General features: G+C 67.0%; 19 protein-coding genes. 3 read left to right on the forward strand and 16 right to left on the reverse strand.

All coding sequences use genetic code 11. The features are described from left to right. Positions 1 to 2: 2 nt before the first annotated feature. Positions 3 to 812, reverse strand: coding sequence for a 5'/3'-nucleotidase SurE (surE, locus tag ABNK63_RS09415; RefSeq protein WP_350015462.1), 810 nt, complete (start codon positions 810 to 812; stop codon positions 3 to 5). A gap of 156 nt (positions 813 to 968) precedes the next feature. Between surE and ABNK63_RS09420 the strand changes: the two genes are divergently transcribed. After that, a complete protein-coding gene (locus tag ABNK63_RS09420) occupies positions 969 to 1,514 on the forward strand; it encodes a Smr/MutS family protein (RefSeq protein ID WP_350015463.1) in 546 nt (181 codons plus the stop codon). Between the two features lie 18 nt (positions 1,515 to 1,532). Here the strand turns inward: ABNK63_RS09420 and truD are convergent, their stop codons facing one another. The 8 genes from truD to ABNK63_RS09460 are packed head-to-tail and all read right to left on the reverse strand — an operon-like array spanning position 1,533 to position 9,387. After that, positions 1,533 to 2,543, reverse strand: coding sequence for a tRNA pseudouridine(13) synthase TruD (gene truD, locus ABNK63_RS09425; RefSeq protein WP_350015464.1), 1,011 nt, complete (start codon positions 2,541 to 2,543; stop codon positions 1,533 to 1,535). A 60-nt stretch (positions 2,544 to 2,603) separates the two neighbouring features. Further along, positions 2,604 to 3,998: a magnesium transporter gene (gene mgtE, locus ABNK63_RS09430; RefSeq protein ID WP_007809110.1), complete on the reverse strand. Its 1,395-nt coding sequence runs from the start codon at positions 3,996 to 3,998 to the stop codon at positions 2,604 to 2,606. Beyond that, positions 3,995 to 4,468: a 2-C-methyl-D-erythritol 2,4-cyclodiphosphate synthase gene (ispF, locus tag ABNK63_RS09435; protein WP_056718403.1), complete on the reverse strand. Its 474-nt coding sequence runs from the start codon at positions 4,466 to 4,468 to the stop codon at positions 3,995 to 3,997. The genes mgtE and ispF overlap by 4 nt, the downstream gene beginning before the upstream one ends. Continuing rightward, the gene (gene ispD, locus ABNK63_RS09440; protein ID WP_007809114.1) at positions 4,468 to 5,163 is read right to left on the reverse strand and encodes a 2-C-methyl-D-erythritol 4-phosphate cytidylyltransferase; all 696 of its coding nucleotides are present in this window, start codon (positions 5,161 to 5,163) and stop codon (positions 4,468 to 4,470) included. The genes ispF and ispD overlap by 1 nt, the downstream gene beginning before the upstream one ends. After that, entirely contained in the window at positions 5,160 to 5,492 is a 333-nt protein-coding gene (gene ftsB, locus ABNK63_RS09445) for a cell division protein FtsB (RefSeq protein ID WP_007809116.1), read from the reverse strand. The genes ispD and ftsB overlap by 4 nt, the downstream gene beginning before the upstream one ends. Before the next feature lie 17 nt (positions 5,493 to 5,509). Further along, positions 5,510 to 6,823, reverse strand: a complete 1,314-nt coding sequence (gene eno / locus ABNK63_RS09450; protein WP_350015465.1) for a phosphopyruvate hydratase — start codon at positions 6,821 to 6,823, stop codon at positions 5,510 to 5,512. A gap of 60 nt (positions 6,824 to 6,883) precedes the next feature. After that, positions 6,884 to 7,720: a 3-deoxy-8-phosphooctulonate synthase gene (gene kdsA / locus ABNK63_RS09455; protein WP_350015466.1), complete on the reverse strand. Its 837-nt coding sequence runs from the start codon at positions 7,718 to 7,720 to the stop codon at positions 6,884 to 6,886. Continuing rightward, on the reverse strand, positions 7,717 to 9,387 hold the full coding sequence (locus ABNK63_RS09460) for a CTP synthase (RefSeq protein ID WP_056718366.1): 1,671 nt from the start codon (positions 9,385 to 9,387) through the stop codon (positions 7,717 to 7,719). The genes kdsA and ABNK63_RS09460 overlap by 4 nt, the downstream gene beginning before the upstream one ends. A 144-nt stretch (positions 9,388 to 9,531) precedes the next feature. Here ABNK63_RS09460 and ABNK63_RS09465 point away from each other — a divergent pair, with 144 nt between their 5' ends. Further along, on the forward strand, positions 9,532 to 11,331 hold the full coding sequence (locus tag ABNK63_RS09465; RefSeq protein ID WP_350015467.1) for an aminopeptidase P family protein: 1,800 nt from the start codon (positions 9,532 to 9,534) through the stop codon (positions 11,329 to 11,331). Between the two features lie 53 nt (positions 11,332 to 11,384). Here ABNK63_RS09465 and ABNK63_RS09470 read toward each other — a convergent pair whose 3' ends face one another. The 7 genes from ABNK63_RS09470 to ABNK63_RS09500 all read right to left on the reverse strand — a co-directional run bounded on the left by ABNK63_RS09470 (position 11,385) and on the right by ABNK63_RS09500 (position 18,810). Further along, entirely contained in the window at positions 11,385 to 12,335 is a 951-nt protein-coding gene (locus ABNK63_RS09470) for a cysteine synthase family protein (protein WP_350015468.1), read from the reverse strand. Position 12,336: 1 nt separating this feature from the next. After that, positions 12,337 to 12,678, reverse strand: a complete 342-nt coding sequence (locus tag ABNK63_RS09475) for a carboxymuconolactone decarboxylase family protein (RefSeq protein WP_040673448.1) — start codon at positions 12,676 to 12,678, stop codon at positions 12,337 to 12,339. A gap of 55 nt (positions 12,679 to 12,733) precedes the next feature. Further along, positions 12,734 to 12,919, reverse strand: a complete 186-nt coding sequence (locus ABNK63_RS09480) for a hypothetical protein (protein ID WP_157582266.1) — start codon at positions 12,917 to 12,919, stop codon at positions 12,734 to 12,736. A gap of 138 nt (positions 12,920 to 13,057) precedes the next feature. Then, positions 13,058 to 15,766 (reverse strand): EAL domain-containing protein, encoded by a 2,709-nt coding sequence (locus ABNK63_RS09485; protein WP_350015469.1) that lies wholly within the window; start codon positions 15,764 to 15,766, stop codon positions 13,058 to 13,060. 113 nt (positions 15,767 to 15,879) lie between these two features. Then, positions 15,880 to 16,656: an iron-containing redox enzyme family protein gene (locus ABNK63_RS09490; protein ID WP_007809133.1), complete on the reverse strand. Its 777-nt coding sequence runs from the start codon at positions 16,654 to 16,656 to the stop codon at positions 15,880 to 15,882. Between the two features lie 486 nt (positions 16,657 to 17,142). Then, entirely contained in the window at positions 17,143 to 17,907 is a 765-nt protein-coding gene (locus ABNK63_RS09495) for a hypothetical protein (RefSeq protein WP_350015470.1), read from the reverse strand. A gap of 324 nt (positions 17,908 to 18,231) precedes the next feature. Then, positions 18,232 to 18,810, reverse strand: coding sequence for an OmpA family protein (locus ABNK63_RS09500; RefSeq protein WP_350015471.1), 579 nt, complete (start codon positions 18,808 to 18,810; stop codon positions 18,232 to 18,234). 313 nt (positions 18,811 to 19,123) lie between these two features. Between ABNK63_RS09500 and ABNK63_RS09505 the strand changes: the two genes are divergently transcribed. Beyond that, a complete protein-coding gene (locus ABNK63_RS09505; RefSeq protein WP_350015472.1) occupies positions 19,124 to 21,352 on the forward strand; it encodes a penicillin acylase family protein in 2,229 nt (742 codons plus the stop codon). The last annotated feature ends 9 nt before the right edge of the window (positions 21,353 to 21,361 follow it).

Genomic DNA, 21,361 nt, shown 5'->3' on the forward strand with positions numbered 1-21,361 from the left:
GCTCAGGCCACCTCGTTCGTGGGTTTGCGGCCGTCGGCCACCGCGTCGCTCATCTCGTCGCTGAGCGGCTGCATCCAGCTGCTGACTTTCTCCAGTGCCTGGAACCGGGTCAGATCGACATGGATCGGCGTCACCGAGACGAAACCTCGCCGCACGGCGTTGAAGTCGGTGCCGGGGCCGGCGTCATCGGCCTCGCCGGCCGGGCCGATCCACCAGATCGGCCGCCCCCGCGGATCGGTCTGCGCGATGCAGGGGGCCGCGCGATGGCGACGTCCGAGCCGGGTGACCTCGAAGCCCTGGATGTCGGCCCAGGGAAGGTCGGGCACGTTGACGTTGAGAATGGTGTCGGCGGGCAGCGGATCGACCAGCAGGCGGTTCATCAGCAGCAGCACCGCTTTCGCGGCCGAGTCGTAGTGCACGCCCTTGTGGTCGTGGCTGACCAGCGACACGGCGATCGCCGGCAGCCCCAGGAAGCGTCCTTCCATTGCCGCCGAGACGGTGCCGGAATAGATCACGTCGTCGCCGAGGTTGGCGGAGTTGTTGATGCCCGACACGACCATGTCCGGCTCTTCATCGAGCAGGCCGGCCAGCGCCAGATGCACGCAATCGGTGGGCGTGCCCGCCACCCGGTAATAGCCGTTGGCCATCGGCAACACCCGCAAGGGTGCGTCCAGGGTCAGCGAATTGCTTGCGCCGGAGCGATCCCGGTCGGGCGCGACCACGGTCACGTCCGCCACTTCGCCCAGACGCTCGGCCAGCACGCGGATGCCCGGGGCATCCACGCCATCGTCGTTACTTACCAGAACTCGCATGATGCTCCGTGGAAAGCGACACGCAGGCGCGCATTCCATCCTGCGGCAGCGCACTGCTGAAGCCTCGAAGTCTACCGGAGCGCGTCCCCGGTTTCACGCCGTTCTTCGGCGCTTCTGCCATTCGCCCGGCCGCGCCGCATTGGGTAGCATGGCCCGATGAAGCGCCGTCCGCCCGCTCCGATCACCGATGCCGACAGCCAGCTGTTTCGCGAGGCGATCGGCGAGGTGCGCGTGCTCGATCCGGTGGCCGCACCGCCGGCCGCGGCGCGACCGGCGCCGCACCCGCACATGCTGGAGGCCGACGAAGCGGCCGTGCCGGGCGAGCTGCTGGACATGGCGTTCGACCCGGCCGTGCTCGAAGTCGGCGAAGAGCTGGGCTACCTGCGCGACGGCTATCCGCCGAAGCTGCTGCGCCAGCTCAAGCGCGGCCAGTTCAGCGTGCAGGACGACCTCGACCTGCACCAGATGAACGCCGCCGCCGCACAAGCCAGCATCGTGGCCTTCCTCGCCGAAGCGAAGCAACACGGGCTGCGCTGCGTGCGCATCGTGCATGGCAAGGGCTTGCGCTCGAAGTCCGCCGGGCCGGTACTGAAGGGACTCACCGATCGCATGCTGCGCCGGCGCGACGACGTGATCGCGTTCGCCTCGGCGCGGCCGGCGTTGGGCGGCACCGGCGCGGTCGTGGTATTGCTCAGGGGCTGACCCCGGCAACACAACCCGCTACACGATCGTGGCCAGCTCGCGCACGACGACGGTGGCATAAGCGCCCGCAGGCAATTCGAACGACAGCTCCAGCGCATCGTCGGCAAGCCAGTGCCAGCGCAAGTCCTTCGGCAGCAGACGCAACGGCCGGCGCTCCTGGTCCATCCGCGCCGCCACCAGGCCCGCCACGAGGTCACTGTCATGCGCGGCGATCCCACGTTCCAGCTCACCCACGTCATCTTCGGAGGGTGGCTCGCCCTGCCCCCACAACGGGCCGGAGGGATGGATATCGGCGCGGGCCAGGCGCTCGGCCAGCACCGGCGTGAACGGCTCGGGCCCGAACCAGGAACGCGAGCCGGCCAGCGACCAGATCTCGCCCTGCAGCGGCGTATCCCACGCGTTGAGCTCGACCCGCGCCGCCAGCACGTTGTTGAAGATGTGCGAGCGGGCCGCCGACAGCAGCATCGAGCGCTTGTCGCGGTCGACGCGGCGCCCGCCGAACATCGCGCGGGCTTGGGCGACGTTGCCGCCTTCCCGGCCGAAGCGCTGTTCGCCGAAGTAGTTCGGCACGCCCCGGGCAGCGACCTGCGCAAGCACCGCCTCGGTCGCGGCGCGGTCGCCCGCGGCTTCGCGCAACACCAGCACGAAGCGGTTGCCGCGCAGCGCACCGCGCTTGAGTTTGCGCGAATGGCGGGTGGCGGCCAGCACCTTTACCTCGGCATGGGGAAAGGCCGACCAGTCCGGATCGGGCTTGCCGGCCAGTTGCACCGAAAAGGTCTGGCGGGTCACCGCGTGGCGATCCTTCATGCCGGCAAAGCCCACCGCCAGCGGGGGCACGCCGGCGAACTTCGCCAGTTCGCGGGCGACCCAGTCGGTGTTCGCGCCGCGCTTTTCCACCCACAGCAGGGCGTGCTCGCCGGTGCCGTCGGCGTCATGGCCCAGCACTTCCTCGACCTGGAAATCCTCGGCGCTGACGCGCATCCGGGCAGTCAGCGGAGGATGGCCGAAGGCTTGGGGAAGTTCAGACATGGGGGTTCCCGGCAACGATGATTCGGAATGGCGTGCAGCGGCGGGCGCGCCCGGCCCGCACTAGACCAGAAAGATCGTGGCCAGTCCGAGGAAGATGAAAAAGCCGCCGCTGTCGGTCATCGCGGTGATCAGCACGCTGGAACCCAGCGCCGGATCGCGCCCGAATTTCGTCATCAGCACGGGAATGCCGACACCGGCAAACGCCGCCAGCAGCAGGTTCAGCGTCATCGCCGCCGTCATCACCAGGCCCAGCGAGAGGCTGTCGTACAGCAACCACGCCACCAGGCCGATCACCCCGCCCCAGATCAGGCCGTTGACCAGCGACACGGTCAGTTCCTTGCGCCACAGGCGCTTGGCGCTCTCGGCGGTGATCTGGTTCAGCGCCAGCGCGCGCACGATCATGGTGATGGTCTGGTTGCCGGAATTGCCGCCGATGCCGGCCACGATCGGCATCAGCGCAGCCAGCGCCACCAGCCGCTCGATCGAGCCCTCGAACAGGCCGATCACCCGCGAGGCAATGAAGGCGGTGACCAGGTTGATCGCCAGCCACGACCAGCGGTTCTTCAGCGAAGCCCACACCGAGGCGAAGATGTCTTCCTCCTCGCGCAGGCCGCCGCGGCTGAGTGCCTCGCTTTCGCTCTCCTCGCGGATCACGTCGACCATCGCGTCGATGGTGATGCGACCGATCAGGTGACCGCGGTCGTCGACCACCGGCGCGGTCACCAGGTCGTAGCGCTCGAACGCCTGGGCCACGTCGTAGGCGTCGTCGGCGGGATGGAAGGTGTTGACGTCCGGCGCCATCACCTCGCTGACCATCTTCTCCGGCGAATTCACCAGCAACCAGTGCAGCGGCAGCACGCCGGTCAGCAGGTTGTCCTGGTTGATCACGAACAGCTTGTCGGTCTGCGCCGGCAGTTCGTCCCAGCGGCGCAGGTAGCGCAGCACCACCTCCAGGCTGACGTCCTCGCGGATGGTGACCATCTCGAAGTCCATCAGCGCGCCGAGCTGGTCGTCCCCCCAGGACAGCGCCGACTGCACCTGCTCGCGCTGCTGCGCATCGAGGCCGGCCATCAGTTCCGGCAGCATCGCCGTGGGCAGGTCCTCGACCAGGTCGGCCAGTTCGTCGGCGTCCAGCGTTTCGGCCGCGGCGAGGATCTCGTGCCGGTCCATGTCCGCGATCAGCGACTCGCGCACCGCGTCGGACACTTCCAGCAGGATCTCGCCGTCGCGATCGGCCTTGACCAGTTGCCAGACCGCGAGACGGTCGTCCAGCGGCAGCGATTCGAGGATGAAGGCGATATCGGCCGGATGCAGCGCATCCAGTTGCAGGCGCAACTCGGCCTGCAGCTCTTCGGTCAGCGGAACATCGTCGTCCTGCCGGTGCAGCACGCCCTGAATGGCTTCAAGCTGGTCATGCAGTCGACCGACCGCACTGCGGGTCTCGATCTCGCTCACGCGCGCTCCAGCAGGACGCAGGCCTGGGCCGCGATCCCTTCGCCACGGCCGCAAAAGCCGAGTTTCTCGGTGGTGGTTGCCTTCACGCTGATGCAGCCGACCCCGCAGTCCAGGTCGACCGCCAGGTTCTCGCGCATCGCCTGCGCGTGCGGGGTGACCTTGGGCGCCTCGCCGATCACCGTGATGTCGGCGTTGCCCAGCCGGTAGCCGTGCTGGGCCATCAGCATCGCCGCATGCCGCAGGAACTGGCGACTGTCGGCGTCGCGCCAGCGTTCGTCGGTGGGCGGAAAATGCCGGCCGATGTCGCCCAGCGCCAGCGCGCCGAAGATCGCGTCGCACAGCGCGTGGATCACCACGTCGCCATCGGAATGCGCCACCACGCCCCGTCGATGCGCGATGCGCACGCCGCCGAGGACGACATGGTCGCCTTCGCCAAAGGCGTGGACATCGAAACCTGTACCGATGCGCATCATGCAGTCCTTGAAAGCAGGAATTCGGCCAGCGCGAAATCCGCTGCCGTGGTTACCTTGATGTTGTCCTCGGCGCCCTCGACCAGCAGCGGTGCGAAGCCGGCCTGCTCCATCGCCATCGCCTCGTCGCTGACATTCACCCCGCGCCGCGCCGCGTCACCCAGCGCCGCCGACAGTTGAGCACGACGGAACATCTGTGGCGTGAAGGCGCGCCAGCGCAGGTCGCGTGCTTCGGTGGATTCGCTGCACCCGCCCGCGTTGGCCCGCTTCAGCGTGTCGCGCAGCGGCGCGCCCAGCAGGCCACCGTCCCTGGTACTGGCCAGTTCGATCAGTCTGGCGATATCCGCCGTGCGCACACACGGCCGCGCGGCGTCGTGCACCAAGACGAAATCATCGGGGGCCACCGATGCCGGCAAGGCCTGCAGCCCTGCGAGCACCGAATCGCTGCGCTCCGCTCCGCCGACCGCGGCCAGCACCGGCTTGCCGTGCAGCGTCTGCACGCCCGACCAGTGCGCATCCGTGGCGGCCAGCGTCACCAGCAGGCCGGCAATCCGCGGATGCGCGGCGAGCCGTTCCAGGGTGTGCTCGATCAACGGACGCCCGGCCAGCGGCAGGTACTGTTTCGGGCAGTCACCGCCGACCCGGGTACCGCGCCCTGCGGCCGGCACCACGCACCACAGCCGAGCCGCGCTCATGGTGATCCGGCGGGTTGGGCGACCGGCGGTGGCGTGCTGCTGCCTGCGCCGGCAGGCGGTTCGACCACCTGGTAGAACACTTCGCCCGGCTTGATCAGGCCCAGTTCGGTGCGCGCCCGCGCCTCGACTGCCTGGTCGCCGTGCTTGAGATCCTGCACGTCGGCACCGACCGCCTGGTTGCGCTGCAGCAGCTTTGCGTTGTCGTCCGTCTGCTTCTTCACCGCCACGCGCAAGGTGTCCACCTCGCGCATGCTGCCGTTGCCGGTCCACAGCTTCAGCTGCAGACCGATCAGCAGCAGGATCAGGATGACGGCGATCCAGCGCAGCATGGGAGCGGGCTGCCCGCTCAGCCCGGCAGGCGGCTGAGGTTGGGGAAGGCGTCGCGCCCGGCGTAGCGTGCCGCCGAACCCAGCGCCTCCTCGATGCGCAGCAACTGGTTGTACTTGGCCACGCGGTCGCTGCGGCACAGCGAGCCGGTCTTGATCTGGGTGGCCGTGGTGGCGACCGCGATGTCGGCGATGGTGGTGTCCTCGGTCTCGCCGGAGCGGTGCGAGATCACCGCCGAATACTTCGCCGCGTCGGCCATCGCGATCGCTTCCAGCGTTTCGGACAGCGTGCCGATCTGGTTCACCTTGATCAGGATCGAGTTGGCGATCTTCTTCTCGATGCCCTCGCGGAAGATCGTGGGGTTGGTCACGAACAGGTCGTCGCCGACCACCTGCACGCGATCGCCGATGGTGTCGGTGAGCAGCTTCCAGCCGTCCCAGTCGCCTTCGGCCATGCCGTCCTCGATGGTGACGATCGGGTACTGCTTCGCCCAGCCAGCCAGCAGGTCGACGAACTGGGCCGAGCTGTACTGCTTGCCTTCGCCGGCCAGGTCGTACTTGCCGTCCTTGTAGAACTCCGAGCTGGCGGCGTCCAGGCCGAGCAGGATCTCGCCGCCGACCTTGTAGCCGGTCTGGTGGATGGCTTCGAGGATGGTGTCGAGCGCCTCGATGTTCGAGCGCAGGTTGGGCGCGAAACCGCCTTCGTCGCCCACCGCCGTGCTGAGCCCGCGGCCTTTCAGCACGCTCTTCAGTGCATGGAAGATCTCGGCGCCGGCACGCAACGCCTCGGCGAATGTGGGCATGCCGACCGGCAGCACCATGAACTCCTGCACGTCGATGTTGTTGTCCGCATGCTCGCCGCCGTTGATGATGTTCATCATCGGCACCGGCAGCGCGCCGGGCTTGCCGCCAGCCTGATTGAAGCTGGACAGGTACTTCCACAGCGGCTCGCCGCGCGAGGCGGCCACCGCGTGCGCCGCTGCCATCGAAACGCCGAGCAGCGCGTTCGCGCCGAGCCTGCCCTTGTTCGACGTGCCGTCCAGCGCGATCAGCTTGCCGTCCAGGCCTTTCTGGTCGGCCGCATCGAAGCCTTTCAGCGTATCGGCAATCGTGCCGTTGACGTTGGCCACCGCGTTCTTCACGCCCTTGCCGCCGTAGCGCGACTTGTCGCCGTCGCGCAGCTCGACCGCCTCGCGCGAACCGGTGGAGGCTCCGCTGGGCACGGCCGCACGACCGAAGCTGCCATCGGCCAGGGTGACTTCGGCTTCCAGCGTGGGGTTGCCGCGCGAGTCGAGGATTTCACGGGCGTGGATGCGGGTGATCTGGGTGCTCATGCGGTTTCCGTAAGCTGTTGGTGAAAGAGTTGGAACGGGCGCATCGCTGCGCCCGGTGTTTCAGGAAACATCCTGCTCCAGGAAGCGATGCCGCTTGGTCACGGCGTCCAGCTCCAGCAGCGTTTCCAGCAGCGCTTCCATCTTGCCCAGTGGCCAGGCGTTGGGGCCGTCGGACAGCGCCTTGCTGGGATCGGGATGGGTCTCGGCAAACAGGCCGGCCACGCCCACGGCCACCGCCGCGCGCGCCAGCACCGGCACGAACTCGCGCTGGCCGCCCGAACTGGTGCCCTGCCCGCCCGGCAACTGCACCGAATGGGTCGCGTCGAACACCACCGGGCAGCCGGTCTCGCGCATCACGCTGAGCGAGCGCATGTCCGACACCAGGTTGTTGTAGCCGAAGCTGGCGCCGCGCTCGCACACCATGATGTCGTCGTTGCCCACGGTCTTGGCCTTGGCCACCACGTGTTTCATGTCCCACGGCGCCAGGAACTGGCCCTTCTTGATGTTCACCGGCTTGCCGGCGCGCGCCACCTTCTGGATGAAGTCGGTCTGCCGGCACAGGAACGCCGGCGTCTGCAGCACGTCGACCACCGAGGCCACCTCGTCCATCGGCGTGTATTCGTGCACGTCGGTGAGCAGCGGCACGCCGATCTGGCGCTTCACCTCGGCCAGGATGCGCAAGCCTTCTTCCAGGCCCGGGCCACGGAAGCTGTCACCGGACGACCGGTTCGCCTTGTCGAAGCTGGACTTGAAGATGAAGTGGACGCCCAGCCGGCCGGTGATCTCCTTCAGCGTGCCGGCGGTGTCCAGCTGCAACTGTTCGGACTCGACCACGCAGGGGCCGGCGATCAGGAACAGCCGCTGATCCAGGCCTACCTCGACGCCACAAAGCTTCATGCCACGGACTCCTGCGCCAGTTTGTCGCCTGCATGGACAGCCTTGAACTCGCGCGCGGCGTGCACGAAGCCGCTGAACAGCGGATGGCCGTCGCGCGGGGTCGAGGTGAACTCCGGATGCGCCTGGCAGCCGAGGAACCACGGGTGCTGCTGTTGCGGCAGCTCGACGATCTCCACCAGCAGGTCATCCATCGACTTGCCGGAGATCACCAGGCCCAGGTCCTCGAACGACTGGCGATAGCGATTGTTGAATTCGTAGCGATGGCGATGCCGCTCGCGCACCACGTCCTGGCCATACATCTCGCGCGCCAGCGTGCCCGCCTTCAGGCGGCATTCCTGCGCGCCCAGGCGCATGGTGCCGCCAAGGTCGGAACGGTCGCTGCGCTGCTCCACCTCGCCGGTGGCGGTGGTCCATTCGGTGATCAGCGCAATCACCGGATTGGCGGTGTTGCGGTCGTTCTCGCTGGAATCGGCGTCGGCCAGGCCGGCGACATGCCGGGCAAAGTCCACCACCGCCGCATGCATGCCGTAGCAGATGCCGAAATACGGCACGCCATGCTCGCGGGCGTACTTCGCGGCCAGCACCTTGCCCTCGAAGCCGCGCTTGCCGAAGCCGCCGGGCACCAGGATCGCATCGACCTTGCCCAGCACGCTGGCGGCGCCATCGGCCTCGATCTGCTCGGAGTCGATCCAGTCCAGGTTCACCCGGGTCTGCTGCTTGATGCCGCCATGCCGCAGCGCCTCGCCCAGCGACTTGTAGGCATCCTTGTGCTCGACGTACTTGCCCACGATGGCGACGGTGATCTCGTCCTTCGGATGCTCCACCGCGTCCACCGTGCGCTGCCATTCGGACAGGTCGGCCGGCTTGGCGTCCAGGTTCAGGCGCTTGACCACGATGTCGTCCAGCCCCTGCTCATGCAGGTACAGCGGCTGCTTGTAGATGATGTCCACGTCGGCGGCGCTGATCACCGCCTGCTCCGGCACGTTGGTGAACAGCGCGATCTTGCGCCGCTCGCCTTCGGGCAGCGGCTGTTCGCAGCGGCACAGCAGGATGTCCGGCTGGATGCCGATCGAGCGCAGTTCCTTCACCGAATGCTGGGTGGGCTTGGTCTTGATCTCGCCGGCAGCCTTGATGAACGGCACCAGGGTCAGGTGCATGAACACCACCTTCTCCGGGCCGTGCTCGATGCGCAGCTGGCGGATCGCCTCCAGGAACGGCAGCGACTCGATGTCGCCCACGGTGCCGCCGATCTCCACCAGCGCCACGTCGAAGCCGCGGGTGGCCTCGTGGATGCAGTGCTTGATCTCGTCGGTGATGTGCGGAATCACCTGCACGGTGGCGCCCAGATAGTCGCCGCGGCGCTCCTTGCGGATCACGCTTTCGTAGATCTTGCCGGTGGTGATCGAGTTCTTGCCGGTAAGGCGCGTGCGCAGGAAGCGCTCGTAGTGGCCAAGGTCGAGGTCGGTCTCGGCGCCGTCGTCGGTGACATATACCTCACCGTGCTGGAACGGACTCATCGTGCCCGGATCCACATTGATGTAGGGATCGAGCTTCATCATGGTGACCGAGAGGCCGCGGGCTTCGAGGATGGAAGCGAGCGAAGCCGCAGCAATGCCCTTGCCAAGCGAGGACACCACACCGCCGGTGACGAAAATCAGGGGGGTCATGGAAAGCAGCCGTGCGGAAATTAGGCATTTTAGCTGCAGAAGCGTTTCACTGCGAGATGGCAGATGAACTTTCCTCGCGATCAGTTCATTTACCTGCCCCCGGGGAGCGTGAAACAGCCGCGGGCAGCCTGCTAGCATGACCGGATGAACAGCCCCGTCCCCGCCCGTCTTGCCGCCTTGCGCGCGGCCATGCAGCAGCATGGCGTTGCCGCCGTGCTGGTTCCCAGCGCCGATCCCCACCTGTCCGAATACCTGCCCGCGCACTGGGCCGCCCGGGAATGGCTGTCCGGCTTCACCGGCTCGGCCGGCACCCTGATCGTGAGCCGCGACGAGGCCGGGCTGTGGACCGACTCGCGCTATTTCTCCCAGGCCGAGCAGCAGCTGGCAGGCAGCGGCATCCGCCTGATGAAACTGCGCGTGCCGCATACCCCCGAACACCTGGCGTGGTTGCAGCAGCACCTGCACCAGGGTGACGTGCTGGCCGTGGCCGGCGACAGCGTGTCCGTCACCACGCGCCAGCAGATCGAACGGCATCTGGCCGGCACCGGCGCCAGCCTGCGCACCGATCTGGACCTGCCCGGTGCGATCTGGCCGGATCGCCCCCCGCTGCCGCAGGCGGCGGTGGTCGAACATGACCTTACCCATGCGTGCATTGCGCGCGCGGACAAGTTCAGCCGACTGCGCAAGGCGATGCACAAGCTCGGCGCCACCCATCACCTGCTGTCCAGCCTCGACGACATCGCCTGGCTGACCAATCTGCGTGGCAGCGACGTCGAGTGCAATCCGGTGTTCCTGGCCCACCTGCTGGTCCAGGCCGATCAGCGCGCCACCCTGTTCGTCGGGCGCGCCAAGCTCACCGATGCCCTGGTCGCGCGGCTGGCTGCCGACGGCATCGCCATCGCCGACTACGCCTCGGTCACCTCCGTGCTGAACGAGCTGGGCGCAAACGAACGCCTGCTGCTGGACAGCAGTCGCGTGGTCGACACCATCGCGGCGGCGATCGCGCCAGCGGTGACCCGGATCGAGGCGGCCAACCCCAGCACCGCCTTCAAGGCCGTGAAGAGCGCCGCCGAACTCGAACATGTCCGTGACGTGATGCGCCGCGACGGCGCCGCCCTGGTGCGCGGGTTCCGCCGACTGGAGCAACGCCTGGCCGCGGGCATGACGGTCACCGAACTGGACGTGGACACGGTGCTGCGGGAGGAGCGCTCGGCCCAGCCGGGCTGGGTGGGCGAGAGTTTTGCGACCATCGCGGGCTACCAGGCCAACGGCGCGCTGCCGCATTACCGCGCCACGCCCGAAGCGCACAGCACGCTGCAGGCGAAGGGCCTGCTGCTGATCGATTCGGGCGGCCAGTATCTCGGCGGCACCACCGACATCACCCGCGTGCTGGCCTTGGGCGAGACCACCGCCGAGCAGCGCCGCGATGCGACCCTGGTGATGAAGGGCATGATCAACCTGTCGCGGGCGCGCTTCCCGAAAGGCGCCAGCGGCCCGCAACTGGATGCCCTGGCGCGGGCGCCGCTGTGGGCGGCCGGGATGGATTACGGCCACGGCACCGGTCACGGCGTGGGCTACTTCCTCAACGTGCACGAAGGCCCGCACGGCATCCGCGCGCCGGTACCCGGCGGGGCGCTGGTGGCACTGGAGCCGGGCATGATCAGCTCGATCGAGCCGGGCCTGTACAAGCCCGGCCGGCACGGCATCCGCCACGAGAACCTGGCGGTGGTGGTCGAGGCCGAGCAGACCGAGTTCGGCGAATTCCTCGCCTTCGAGACGCTGACCATGTGTCCGTTCGACCGCCGCGCACTGGAACCGGGCCTGCTCAATCCGGAAGAACGCGCCTGGCTGGACGACTATCACGCCAGCGTGCGCGCCGCGCTCAGCCCGCTGCTGGAAGCAGCGGACTTGGAGTGGCTGAACCGCCACTGCGCAGCGCTGTAGGTCCTGCTCGAAACGCCGGTGGGCGGTGCCTGCGGGAGTGCCGCGGGCACCACTCAGCGAAAGTGCGTCGCGTCGACCTCGGCCGCGGCGGGCTGCATGAAGTATTCGTGCAGGTACTTCTCGCCCTCGTCGCAGAACGCCGTCACCACGGTCTTCAGTTCGGGGAAGTTCTGCCGGATCCGCTTGGCGGCCAGCAGGTGCGCTCCCGAACTCGGCCCGCAGAACAGGCCGTGGGTTCGTGCCAGCCGCTTCATCTCGGCCACGGCGTCGGCGCTGGACACGCTGAGCACCTCGTTCACCAGGCTGGCGTGGCGCTGGAAGATGCCCGGCACGAAGCCGTCGGAGATGCCCTCGATGGTATGCGTGGCGATCTCGCCGCACAGGATCGTGCACGACTCGGACGGTTCCATCGCGAACAGCCGCACGTCCGGATTGACCGCGCGGAACGCCTGGCCCACGCCGATCAGGGTGCCGCCGGTGCCGACGCCCAGCACCAGCGCGTCGGGCAACCGGCCGGCCGGCAGCTGGGCGAGGATCTCCGGTCCCAGCACCACGCGATTCTCCTCGACATTCCATTCGGACTCGAACTGGGCCGGAGCGAAGTAGCCGGGCTGCTGGCCGAGTTCGCGCGCCCGCTTCAGCGCCTCGTTGACATGGAAGTTGCCGCAGAACAGCACCTCGGCCCCGAATGCCCGCGAAATCGCTACCCGTTCGCTGGACAGCCCCTCGGGCATCACCACCAGCATGCGATAGCCTTTCACCGCCGCCACCATCGACAGCGCATTGCCGGTGTTGCCGCTGGTCGCCTCGACGATGGTGTCGCCAGGCTTGAGCAGGCCTTCCTGTTCGGCGCGCTCGATCATGTATTTCGCGATGCGCGCCTTGATCGAGCCGGAAGGATTGAGGAATTCGAGCTTGGCGTAGACGCCCTCGATTTCCAGCAGCGGCGTGTCGCCCACCCCGTCGAGAATGCTGGCAGATACTCCGGCGTAACGCGTGGCCATCTCAGGCGACTCCATGCTGGTGAGACATCACGTCCAGCGCCAGCGTGGAGTGCGCGTATGCGCCGCCGGCACGCATTTCCGCAGCCACCCAGATCGCCTCCATGATCTGCGCTTCGCTGGCGCCCTGCTTCAACGCCTCGGCGGTGTGCCCCTTGATGCAATAAGGACACTGGGTGACATGCGCCACCGCCACCGCGATCAGCTGCTTGGTGACATTCGGCAAGGCGCCGTCGGCGAAGACTGCCGCACTGAAAACCTTGAAGGCCTGCAGCGGCACGGGTGCCAGTTCGCGCCGTTTGCGCGCGGTTTCCGCCGTGGCAGGCGGGTACATTGATGCGTCCATTTCATCCTCCTCGATGATCCGGAATGGGGTGGCTCGGCCTCGTCGCCGACGGGTATCAGTGCGGCAGGAGCGCGGCGCCCTGCACCCAGCCCGGCGGGTCGCTGGCGGGGAAGCTCTGCGCCAGTTCCTCATCGATGCGTCGCTCGCGGGCTCGCACTTCAGCATCGCGATCACGGCCAAACCGCGCCGCAATCAGGGGAGCGCCAGCCTGGCGCGGAGTCGGCTGGTGGCGAAGTGGCATGCAATCGTGGCTGACCATGTCTGTCCACCTCCCGATGGTTTTCATGCACTGTCGCGCACACGGTGCACGGGCGCACTGATACAGATCAACCGGTTCGGAGCGCTGCCTGCGCGCGGAATCGCGCGCAGGCGCGACGGATCAGCTGCGCTTGGGCGGCACCAGCTTCAGTCGCGCGGGCACGGGCGGCTGGTTCGGGCACAACAGATGGCGCACCTCGTCCGGTTGCAGCGGACGGGAATACAGGTAGCCCTGCCCCTCGACGCAGCCACTGCGCAACAGGAAGTCGTGTTGCGCCTCGGTCTCGATGCCCTCGGCGATGGTCACCAGGCCAAGACTCTTGGACATCACCAGCATCGCTTCGGTGATCGCCGCGTCGTTGGCATCGCCGGGCAGTCCGGTGACGAAGGAGCGGTCGATCTTCAGATAGGCCACCGCCGGCAGCTTCAGGTAAGCCATCGACGAATAACCGGTGCCGAAATCGTCGATCGCCACCTCGATCCCCAGCGCATGCAGGGTTTGCATGGTGCGTTCGATGTCGTCGCCCAGGCGCAACATCGCGCTCTCGGTGATCTCCAGCAGCAGGCGACTTGCCGACAGCTGCCTCGACTGCAGCGCTCGGCTGACCCCGTCGACAAAGGCGGGGTGGCCGAACCAGCGGGCCGAGATGTTCACCGCCACCCGGATCGGCGGCACGCCGGCCAGGTCCCATGCCTGGATCTGGGCGCAGGTGGTCTGCATCACCCACTCGTCGATGCGCCGGATCAGGCCCAGGCCTTCGGCGACCGGAATGAATTCGCCCGGCAGTATTTCGCCGCGTTCCGGATGCTGCCAGCGCAGCAGGGCCTCCACCGCCACGATGCGTCCGCTGCGCAGTTCCACGCTGGGCTGGAACACCAGGTGAAATTCGTTGCGGGCCAGCGCCTGGCGCAACTCGGTGGCCAGTTGCAGGCGCCGGCGCGTGTCGGCGTGCATCATCGGGGTATAGAAGCGGCAGGCGTTGCGCTCTTCCGCCTTGGCCGCATACATCGCCGCATCGGCGTTGGTGATCAGCGCCGCCGCGTTGGCGCCGTCCAGCGGATAGCCGGCCACGCCGATGCTGGCGCTGAGCACGATCTCGTAATCGTCGATCAGCAGCGGTTCGGACAGGCTGACCAGCAGGCGATTGACGATGGCGCGGGCGTCTTCGCGCAGGATCAGTCGCGGGATCAGCACGGTGAACTCGTCGCCACCGATGCGACCGGCCACGTCGCCATCGGAAAGCTGCCGGCGAATCCGCTCGGCTACCTTGACCAGCAGCCGGTCACCGATCGCATGGCTGTAGCTGTCGTTGACGATCTTGAATGCATCCAGGTCGATGAACAGCACCACCACTGCCAGCCGCTCGCGTTCGGCCACCGCGATCGCCTCGCTGCAATGACGCTCGAACTCGGCCCGGTTCACCAGGCCGGTCAACGGGTCGTGCCGCGCCATGTGCTCCAGCCGCTGCTGGCTGGCCTTGGCTTCGTGGATATCGGTGCACACGGCAACGTAATACTGCGGTTGCCCTTCCCCGTCGCGGATGGCGCTGATGCTGAGATGTTCGGGATAGCTGCTGCCGTCGTTGCGGGTGCTGAGCACCTCGCCGCTCCAGTTCCGTCCGGCCGCCACGCTGTCCCAGATCGACTGCGGCAACGGCTTGCCGTCGGGCAGGCGGCGGTGCTCGTCCAGGTGATGGCTGATCAGCGCCTGGCTGGAAAATCCGGTCAGCCCCACATGGGCTTCGTTGGTGGAAAGTACCCGTCGTTCCGCGTCGGCGATGATCACGCCTTCGGCGATGCCCGCCAGCGCCTCCGCCGCGATGCGTCGCTCCTGCTCCATCTTCAGACGCTCGGAGATGTCGCGAATGATCGCCTGGCGCACCGGCTGGCTGCCCCAGTTGGCCAGGCTGGTCTGCAATTCCACCGGACGCGTGCTGCCCTGCTCGCCCAGCAGCAGGTTGCTGGCTGCCCGTCCGGCCTGCTGCCCGGCCATCGACTGCACGAACAGGTGCACGAAGCGGTCGCCGACCAGTTCGCCGGCGCTGCGTCCGGTCCAGCTGGAGGTGGTGCGGTTCACATCCAGGATCCGCCCGCTGGATTCGTCGATCATCACGATCGCATCGGCGGCGCTGTCGAACAGCAGACGGTAGCGCTCCTCGCTGCCACGCACGCTGGCGAGAATGCGCCGTGCCATGTCCAGCCAGAGCAGCGCGGCGATGAGTCCGGCGCCGAACACGCCCCAGAACAGCACCTGGCCCATCCACACCGCGCCATCGGCGATCTTGCGGGAGAACAGGGTGCTGCGCGGCTCGATATAACTGTTGATCGCGTGGATGCGTGCGCGCTGGCGGGTGATCTCCGCCTGTCCCGGCACGCCGTTCGCGTAGCCGGCGGCCAGGGCATCGGCGATCGTGTTCAGATCCTGAATCGAGGTATCGGTGGAACGCCAGGCATCCAGCGCATCGCGCATGTAGGGCGCGCCGGAAAAATGGTGCAGCATGAAGACGACGCCGGGGATCGCGATGGTGACGGTGTTGCTGCGACGCAGGGCGCCGGCCACCTCCTCGTAGTCATAGCTGCCGGACAGGATCTGGTCGCGGGCCGAACGATCGGCCATCAGCACAGCGTAATTCTCGCGATAGTTGGCCAGGTCGGCCGGATCGCCCGAGATCGCGTAGCTCTCCAGCGCAATCACGCTCTGCTTCTGCGCCTTCGACCAGATGCTCTCGCCGTTGAGAAAACCGGCGAGAGCCACTTGCAGCTGCAGTGCGCCCCAGGTCAGTGCCAGGATCAGCACCAGCATGCCCACGAGCCCGTACACCAACGGCATCAAGCGTCGTGACAACGGTCGTTGCAAGCTGAGTCGCGAGCTTCGCATGGCGTCCCTTGGTTCGTGATCCACACGTCACGTTCTGGCAAGACACTGCCCGGAGCCTGGTTCCCTCAGGCTGCGGCTTCGTTCATCACATCCAGAACACGATGCGGCTTGACGCAGCGATCAGCAAGAATCCGCATGCTGGTGTAGCTGCGCTTGATGCATTCGCCGACGTGGGTCACCTCATCGGCGGAAGGTTCCGTCCCCAGCAGTGTACAGACTATCTCCAGCGCCTCCCATGGATGGGTGTCGTCATAGGCCGCATGCAGTTGCAACCAGCGCAACGACCCGGCCCGGCTCTTCTCCGGAAACCGTTCCACATAACGACGGCTGTCGAAGAGCAGTTGCGACCATTCTCCGGTGGCTCCTTCCACCGCATAGTTGGTGGCGGCAATGCCTGCGGCCAGTGTATCCCTGCGGCTGACGTCCTCGCACCAGTTGGCCAGCGTCTCGGTACCGTGCGGTGCCACCCCGTGCAGCACTTCCTCGCGGGCAATCCCCGCACCCTCGGCCCAGTTGAGCCAGTATTCGGCGTGGTTCTGCTCGACGCGGATGTTGCGTACCAGCCAGCGTCGCGCCAGGTTGTCGCCGGCACTGCGGCCGAACTGGGTCTTCAGCAGGCTTTGCGCCATGTAGGCCGGGAACCGTTCGATGACCGGCCAGATGCCGACCATGAAGTTGGTGGTTCCGGCCTTGCCCAGGCTGCCATTGATCATGGACTCCCACAGCGGGTGCTCGATCACGCTGCGCTTGGTGCCTTCGCAATCGGCCACCATGTCCTGGGCCCACTGGGGGTAGCTCGTCAGCTCGGTCTGCGGGCCGGTCAGTTTGAATTCGTTGTGCATTGCGTTCTCCTCGGTTTGGGCGGTTCAGTGAGTCACTGTCATTCGACCGACCCGGAATCCCCGACGCCGGCCGCTTCCCCGGCATGCCGCTGGCACGACCGGAAAATCTGCATCCGCCACTCGCCGAAGGCACTGCCAGCTTCGGCAGAGGATTTCCTGCACCGCTGGATCACGGCGGGAAAACTGCCCTCGCGAAGGCAGGCCAGAGGCCTACGATGCCGCAATCCTGCGGGACTTGTACTTTCGACCGTCACGCCATGCGACTGAACCGGTCGTGAGACGCGCACACGACAGCGCCGGCAGCCGCGGCGCGGCACCGCGAAAAGCGGATGACAGCGTGGATCGGAAGATCGCCGATGGGCGCAGCATCGCGCTCCGGAATGACCGGGGACCGGCACCGCGGGCGCAGGCAGGCCAGGCCCGCCCATCATCAGGCGGTGGCAGGCACCAGGGAACGCGAAAGAGTCGAATGGAAGACGCCGGCGCTCAGGGCACGCGCATCTCTGCCTCGACCTGGGCGATGAAATGGCTCATCCGGATGGAGGCCGTGCTGGTCAGGAAGATGCCTTCGTAATACGCCAGCAACACGTCCAGCCGCTCCTGGTTCAATTCACTGGAGGCCCGGTACTCGGGCCCGGGCGGGCGGGTGATCGTCTCCACCATGTCGCCGAGCAACTCGCGCATGTCCTCGCGGAACAGATCCAGCCCCTCCGCCCAGCCTGTGTCCGGCTGGTTCAGCACCAGGCTGGCCGCCCGGACAAACGCCTGTCGGCCCGCGATCTCGTCGACGATGCTGTCGATGTTGTTGACGCTGCGGGGCAGCGAGACGCAGTCGGCAAACTCCAGCACCAGATGCCGGCGCAAGCCCTTGTTGCCCGTGATCATCGTCGGCAGCTTGCCATCGAGCTGCAGATGGCATGGGCAGGTGTGACAGGCATTGTCCACACCGCCGCTGCGGTCCACGTAGGCCTGCCACACCGCGCCCTTGCTTTCGACCAGCACCGGGACACTCAGCCGCTCGGTCTTCCTGACGATCTCGAACAAGGCGAGGATGCGCGCCACCGAGTGATAGCGGCGCTCGCCGTAATTCCTGAGCTTCTCTTCCATCGACCGCGAAGGCTGGCGTCGGGTGTGGTTGCCGCCCGAATCGATATGGATGCGGCTCTTGCCGACCCGGGTGCGCGAGGCAATCGTGTTCAGGCGGCTGCGAAAAAAGCTCGCGCTCTGCCGGTGATCGCTGGAATTGGGCATGTTCGTATCCTCGGCCGGAAGAACGTGGCGACATCGCATCGAAACGAACGCCGCCACGATCAGGCGGACTATAACCACGACGCAAGGCGCCGGAACGTCCATTTGCAGGGCGGGCGCAAGGCCTGGGCGAAATGCAGCCGTACCCTGCGCCGGCGCCGGCCTCGCGCCTACATGATGGTCTGGACAAACCCCACAGTCGCCCGCGGCCGCTGTCCGGACCGACCGGGCGCCCAACGGTGATGGCTGCCTCGGCGATGGCCAGCGGCATCTGCTCGGCAAGGCTGTGCCGCCGGAACGGGGCGCGGCTGACGCGCCCCGCCCTGATCAACCGGCGTAATCGACCACCAGGGCCACGCGGCGGTTGCTTGTGCCCGCGTCGCGCGATGCACCCTTTTCCACCTGGCGGTTGCCCGCCTCGCCATAACTGACCGCGCGCACCTGGCTGGCGGCCATGCCTTCACTGGAAACCAGATAGTCACGCACGGCGTCCGCGCGCTTCTGGCCCAGCCGCTGGTTGTAGGCCCGCGAACCGGCCGGATCGGTGAAGCCTTCCACCGTCACCACCGCGCCGGAGTGGTGCGCCTGCATCACCTGGGCGAAGTCTTTCAGCATGGCCTGGTCCTGTTCGTTCAAGTCGGCCTTGTTGAAATCGAAATGGGCCACCGTGTCCACGCGCAGGCGCCCCTGCATTTCCGTCAGGGTGGCATCGTATTTGGAGAAGCGCTGCTGCATGTCGGCGGTCAGCGCGTCCAGTTGCTGCTGCATGCGGGCGTCGGTGTCTTGCAGCTTGCTGATGGCGGCATCGAAGTCGGTGCGCTTGACATAGCCGCTGCAGCCGGCAAGGGATGTGACTGCCGCCAGGGCAAGAGCGAGACAGGCGCCTCGGGAAGATCGATTCAACATGGGGAGTTCTCCTCTTCATATCGGAATGCTGCGGCGGTGATGCGCGAAGCCCCGCCACAACCTGTCCGATGCTGCCGCAGCAAAGCTGCACAGTCTGCGAACCCGGCGGCGAATTCCGGTCGCGCGAATTAATGCCGAGTTCAGTTGCAGGACGATCGGCAGCGGGGGCTGGCCAGCTTTGCGAGCGCGGCGATCCGACCATGCGCATTCCCCGGAGCCGGCGACGCCGTGGCCCCAGGCTTTGCACGGACAGCCCGGTAGTGGTCAACTCCACGTGGTACGGCAGCGCCAACGAACCGGGGATAACAAGCAGATGCATGCAATCATCTTGAACAAGGTGCGCCGATCGGCGCCATCCGCCCTGCTGCCGCGATGCCTGCTGGCAGCCACGTTGATGCTGACGGCCCTGCTGGCCACCGCCCGCAGCACACCGCCCTCGCTGGCCGACTGGCAACACCAGGCACAGGCGATCACGATCACCCGCGACGACTGGGGCATCGCCCACGTGCATGGCCGCACCGATGCCGACGCGGTCTTCGGCATGGCCTACGCCCAGGCCGAGGACGACTTCAACCGGGTCGAGACGAATTACCTGAACTCGCTGGGCTGGCTCGCCGAAGCCGAGGGCGAGTCGGCGATCTGGAGCGACCTGCGCCAGCAGTTGTTCATCGATCCCGTCGAACTCAAGGCGCAGTACGCGAAGAGTCCGGCCTGGCTGCAGGCCCTGATGGACAGCTGGGCGGATGGCCTCAACTACTACCTGGCCACCCATCCCGAGGTGCATCCGCGGGTGATCCGGCAGTTCGAGCCGTGGATGGCGCTGAGCTTCAGCGAAGGCAGCATCGGCGGCGACATCGAGCGCGTCTCGCTCGACCGGCTCGCCGCGTTCTACGGCAAGGCCGGAACGAAACTGGCCAGCGTGCAGACGCCGTCGAGCTGGGTCGAGCCGACCGGCTCGAACGGCTTCGCGATCGCGCCCAAGCTCACCGTGGACGGCCACGCGCTGTTGTGGATCAACCCGCACACCTCGTTCTTCTTCCGCTCCGAACTGCAGATGTCCAGCGACGAAGGGCTGGACGCCTACGGCGCGGTGACGTGGGGGCAGTTCTTCATCTACCAGGGTTTCAATCCGCACATCGGCTGGATGCACACCTCCACCGGCGCCGACGTGGTCGACGAATTCGCCGAGACCATCGTGCACAAGGGCGACCAGCTGTTCTATCGCTACGGTAGGGAACTGCGTCCGGTCACCTCGCGCACGATCAGGCTGCGCTATCGGGCGAAGGACGGCTCGCTGGCCAGCCGCAGCTTCACCGCCCGCTTCACCCACCACGGCCCGATCGTGCGCGCAGCCGACGGCAAGTGGATCGCCATCGCGCTGATGAACAAGCCGATGGAGGCGCTCGAACAGAGCTGGCTGCGCACCAAGGCCAGCGACTACGCCAGCTACCGCAAGGTGGCCGAGCTCAAGGCGAACTCCTCGAACAACACGATCTTCGCCGACGACAAGGGCGAGATCGCGTACATGCATCCACAATTCATCCCCAGGCGCGACAACCGCTTCGACTACACCCGGCCGGTCGACGGCAGCGACCCGGCCACCGACTGGCAGGGCCTGCACACGCTGGACGAGGCGCCGCACCTGCTCGATCCGCCGAACGGCTGGATCATGAACACCAACAACTGGCCCTACTCCGCCGCGGGCAAGTTCAGCCCGCAGCAGAAGGATTACCCGCGCTACATGGATACCTTCGGCGAGAACCCGCGCGGCATCCACGCCACCCGCGTGCTCGATCGGGTACGCGACTTCAGCAAGGCCTCGCTGATCACTGCCGCGTTCGACTCCTATCTGCCCGCCTTCGCGCAACTGATCCCGGTGCTGGTGTCCGACTACGACAGGCTGCCCGACGACGATCCGCTGAAGCCCCGCCTGGCCGGCCAGATCGCCTTGCTGCGGGGCTGGGACTATCGCTGGGGCATCGCCTCGATGCCGACCTCGCTGGCGGTGTTCTGGGGCGACACGCTGTGGGATCGCGTGCATGCCCAGGCCGAGTCGGAAGACCAGTCGGTGTATGACTTCATGGCCGGCGACGCGGGCCCGAAGGCGCGCCTCGACGCGCTGGTCGCCGCCTCCGACCGGCTGGAGCACGACTTCGGCAGCTGGGGCGTGCCGTGGGGCGAGATCAACCGCTTCCAGCGCAACGACGGCGCCATCGTGCAGAGCTTCGACGACGGCAAGCCGAGCATCCCGGTGCCGTTCGTCTCCTCGCGCTGGGGTTCGCTGGCCTCGTTCGGCGCGCATCGCTGGCCCGGCACCAAGCGTTACTACGGCACCAGCGGCAACAGTTTCGTGGCCATGGTCGAATTCGGCCCGAAGGTCAGCGCGCGCGCGATCACCGCTGGCGGCGAAAGCGGCCATCCCGGTTCGAAACATTTCAACGACGAAGCCGAGCGCTACACCACAGGCAATCTGCGCACCGTGTACTTCTGGCCCGAACAACTGCAGGGGCATACCGAGCGGGTCTATCACCCGGGAGAATGACGAGGCGCG

The organism is Rhodanobacter sp. IGA1.0 (genome assembly GCF_040208325.1).
Lineage (GTDB): Bacteria > Pseudomonadota > Gammaproteobacteria > Xanthomonadales > Rhodanobacteraceae > Rhodanobacter > Rhodanobacter spathiphylli.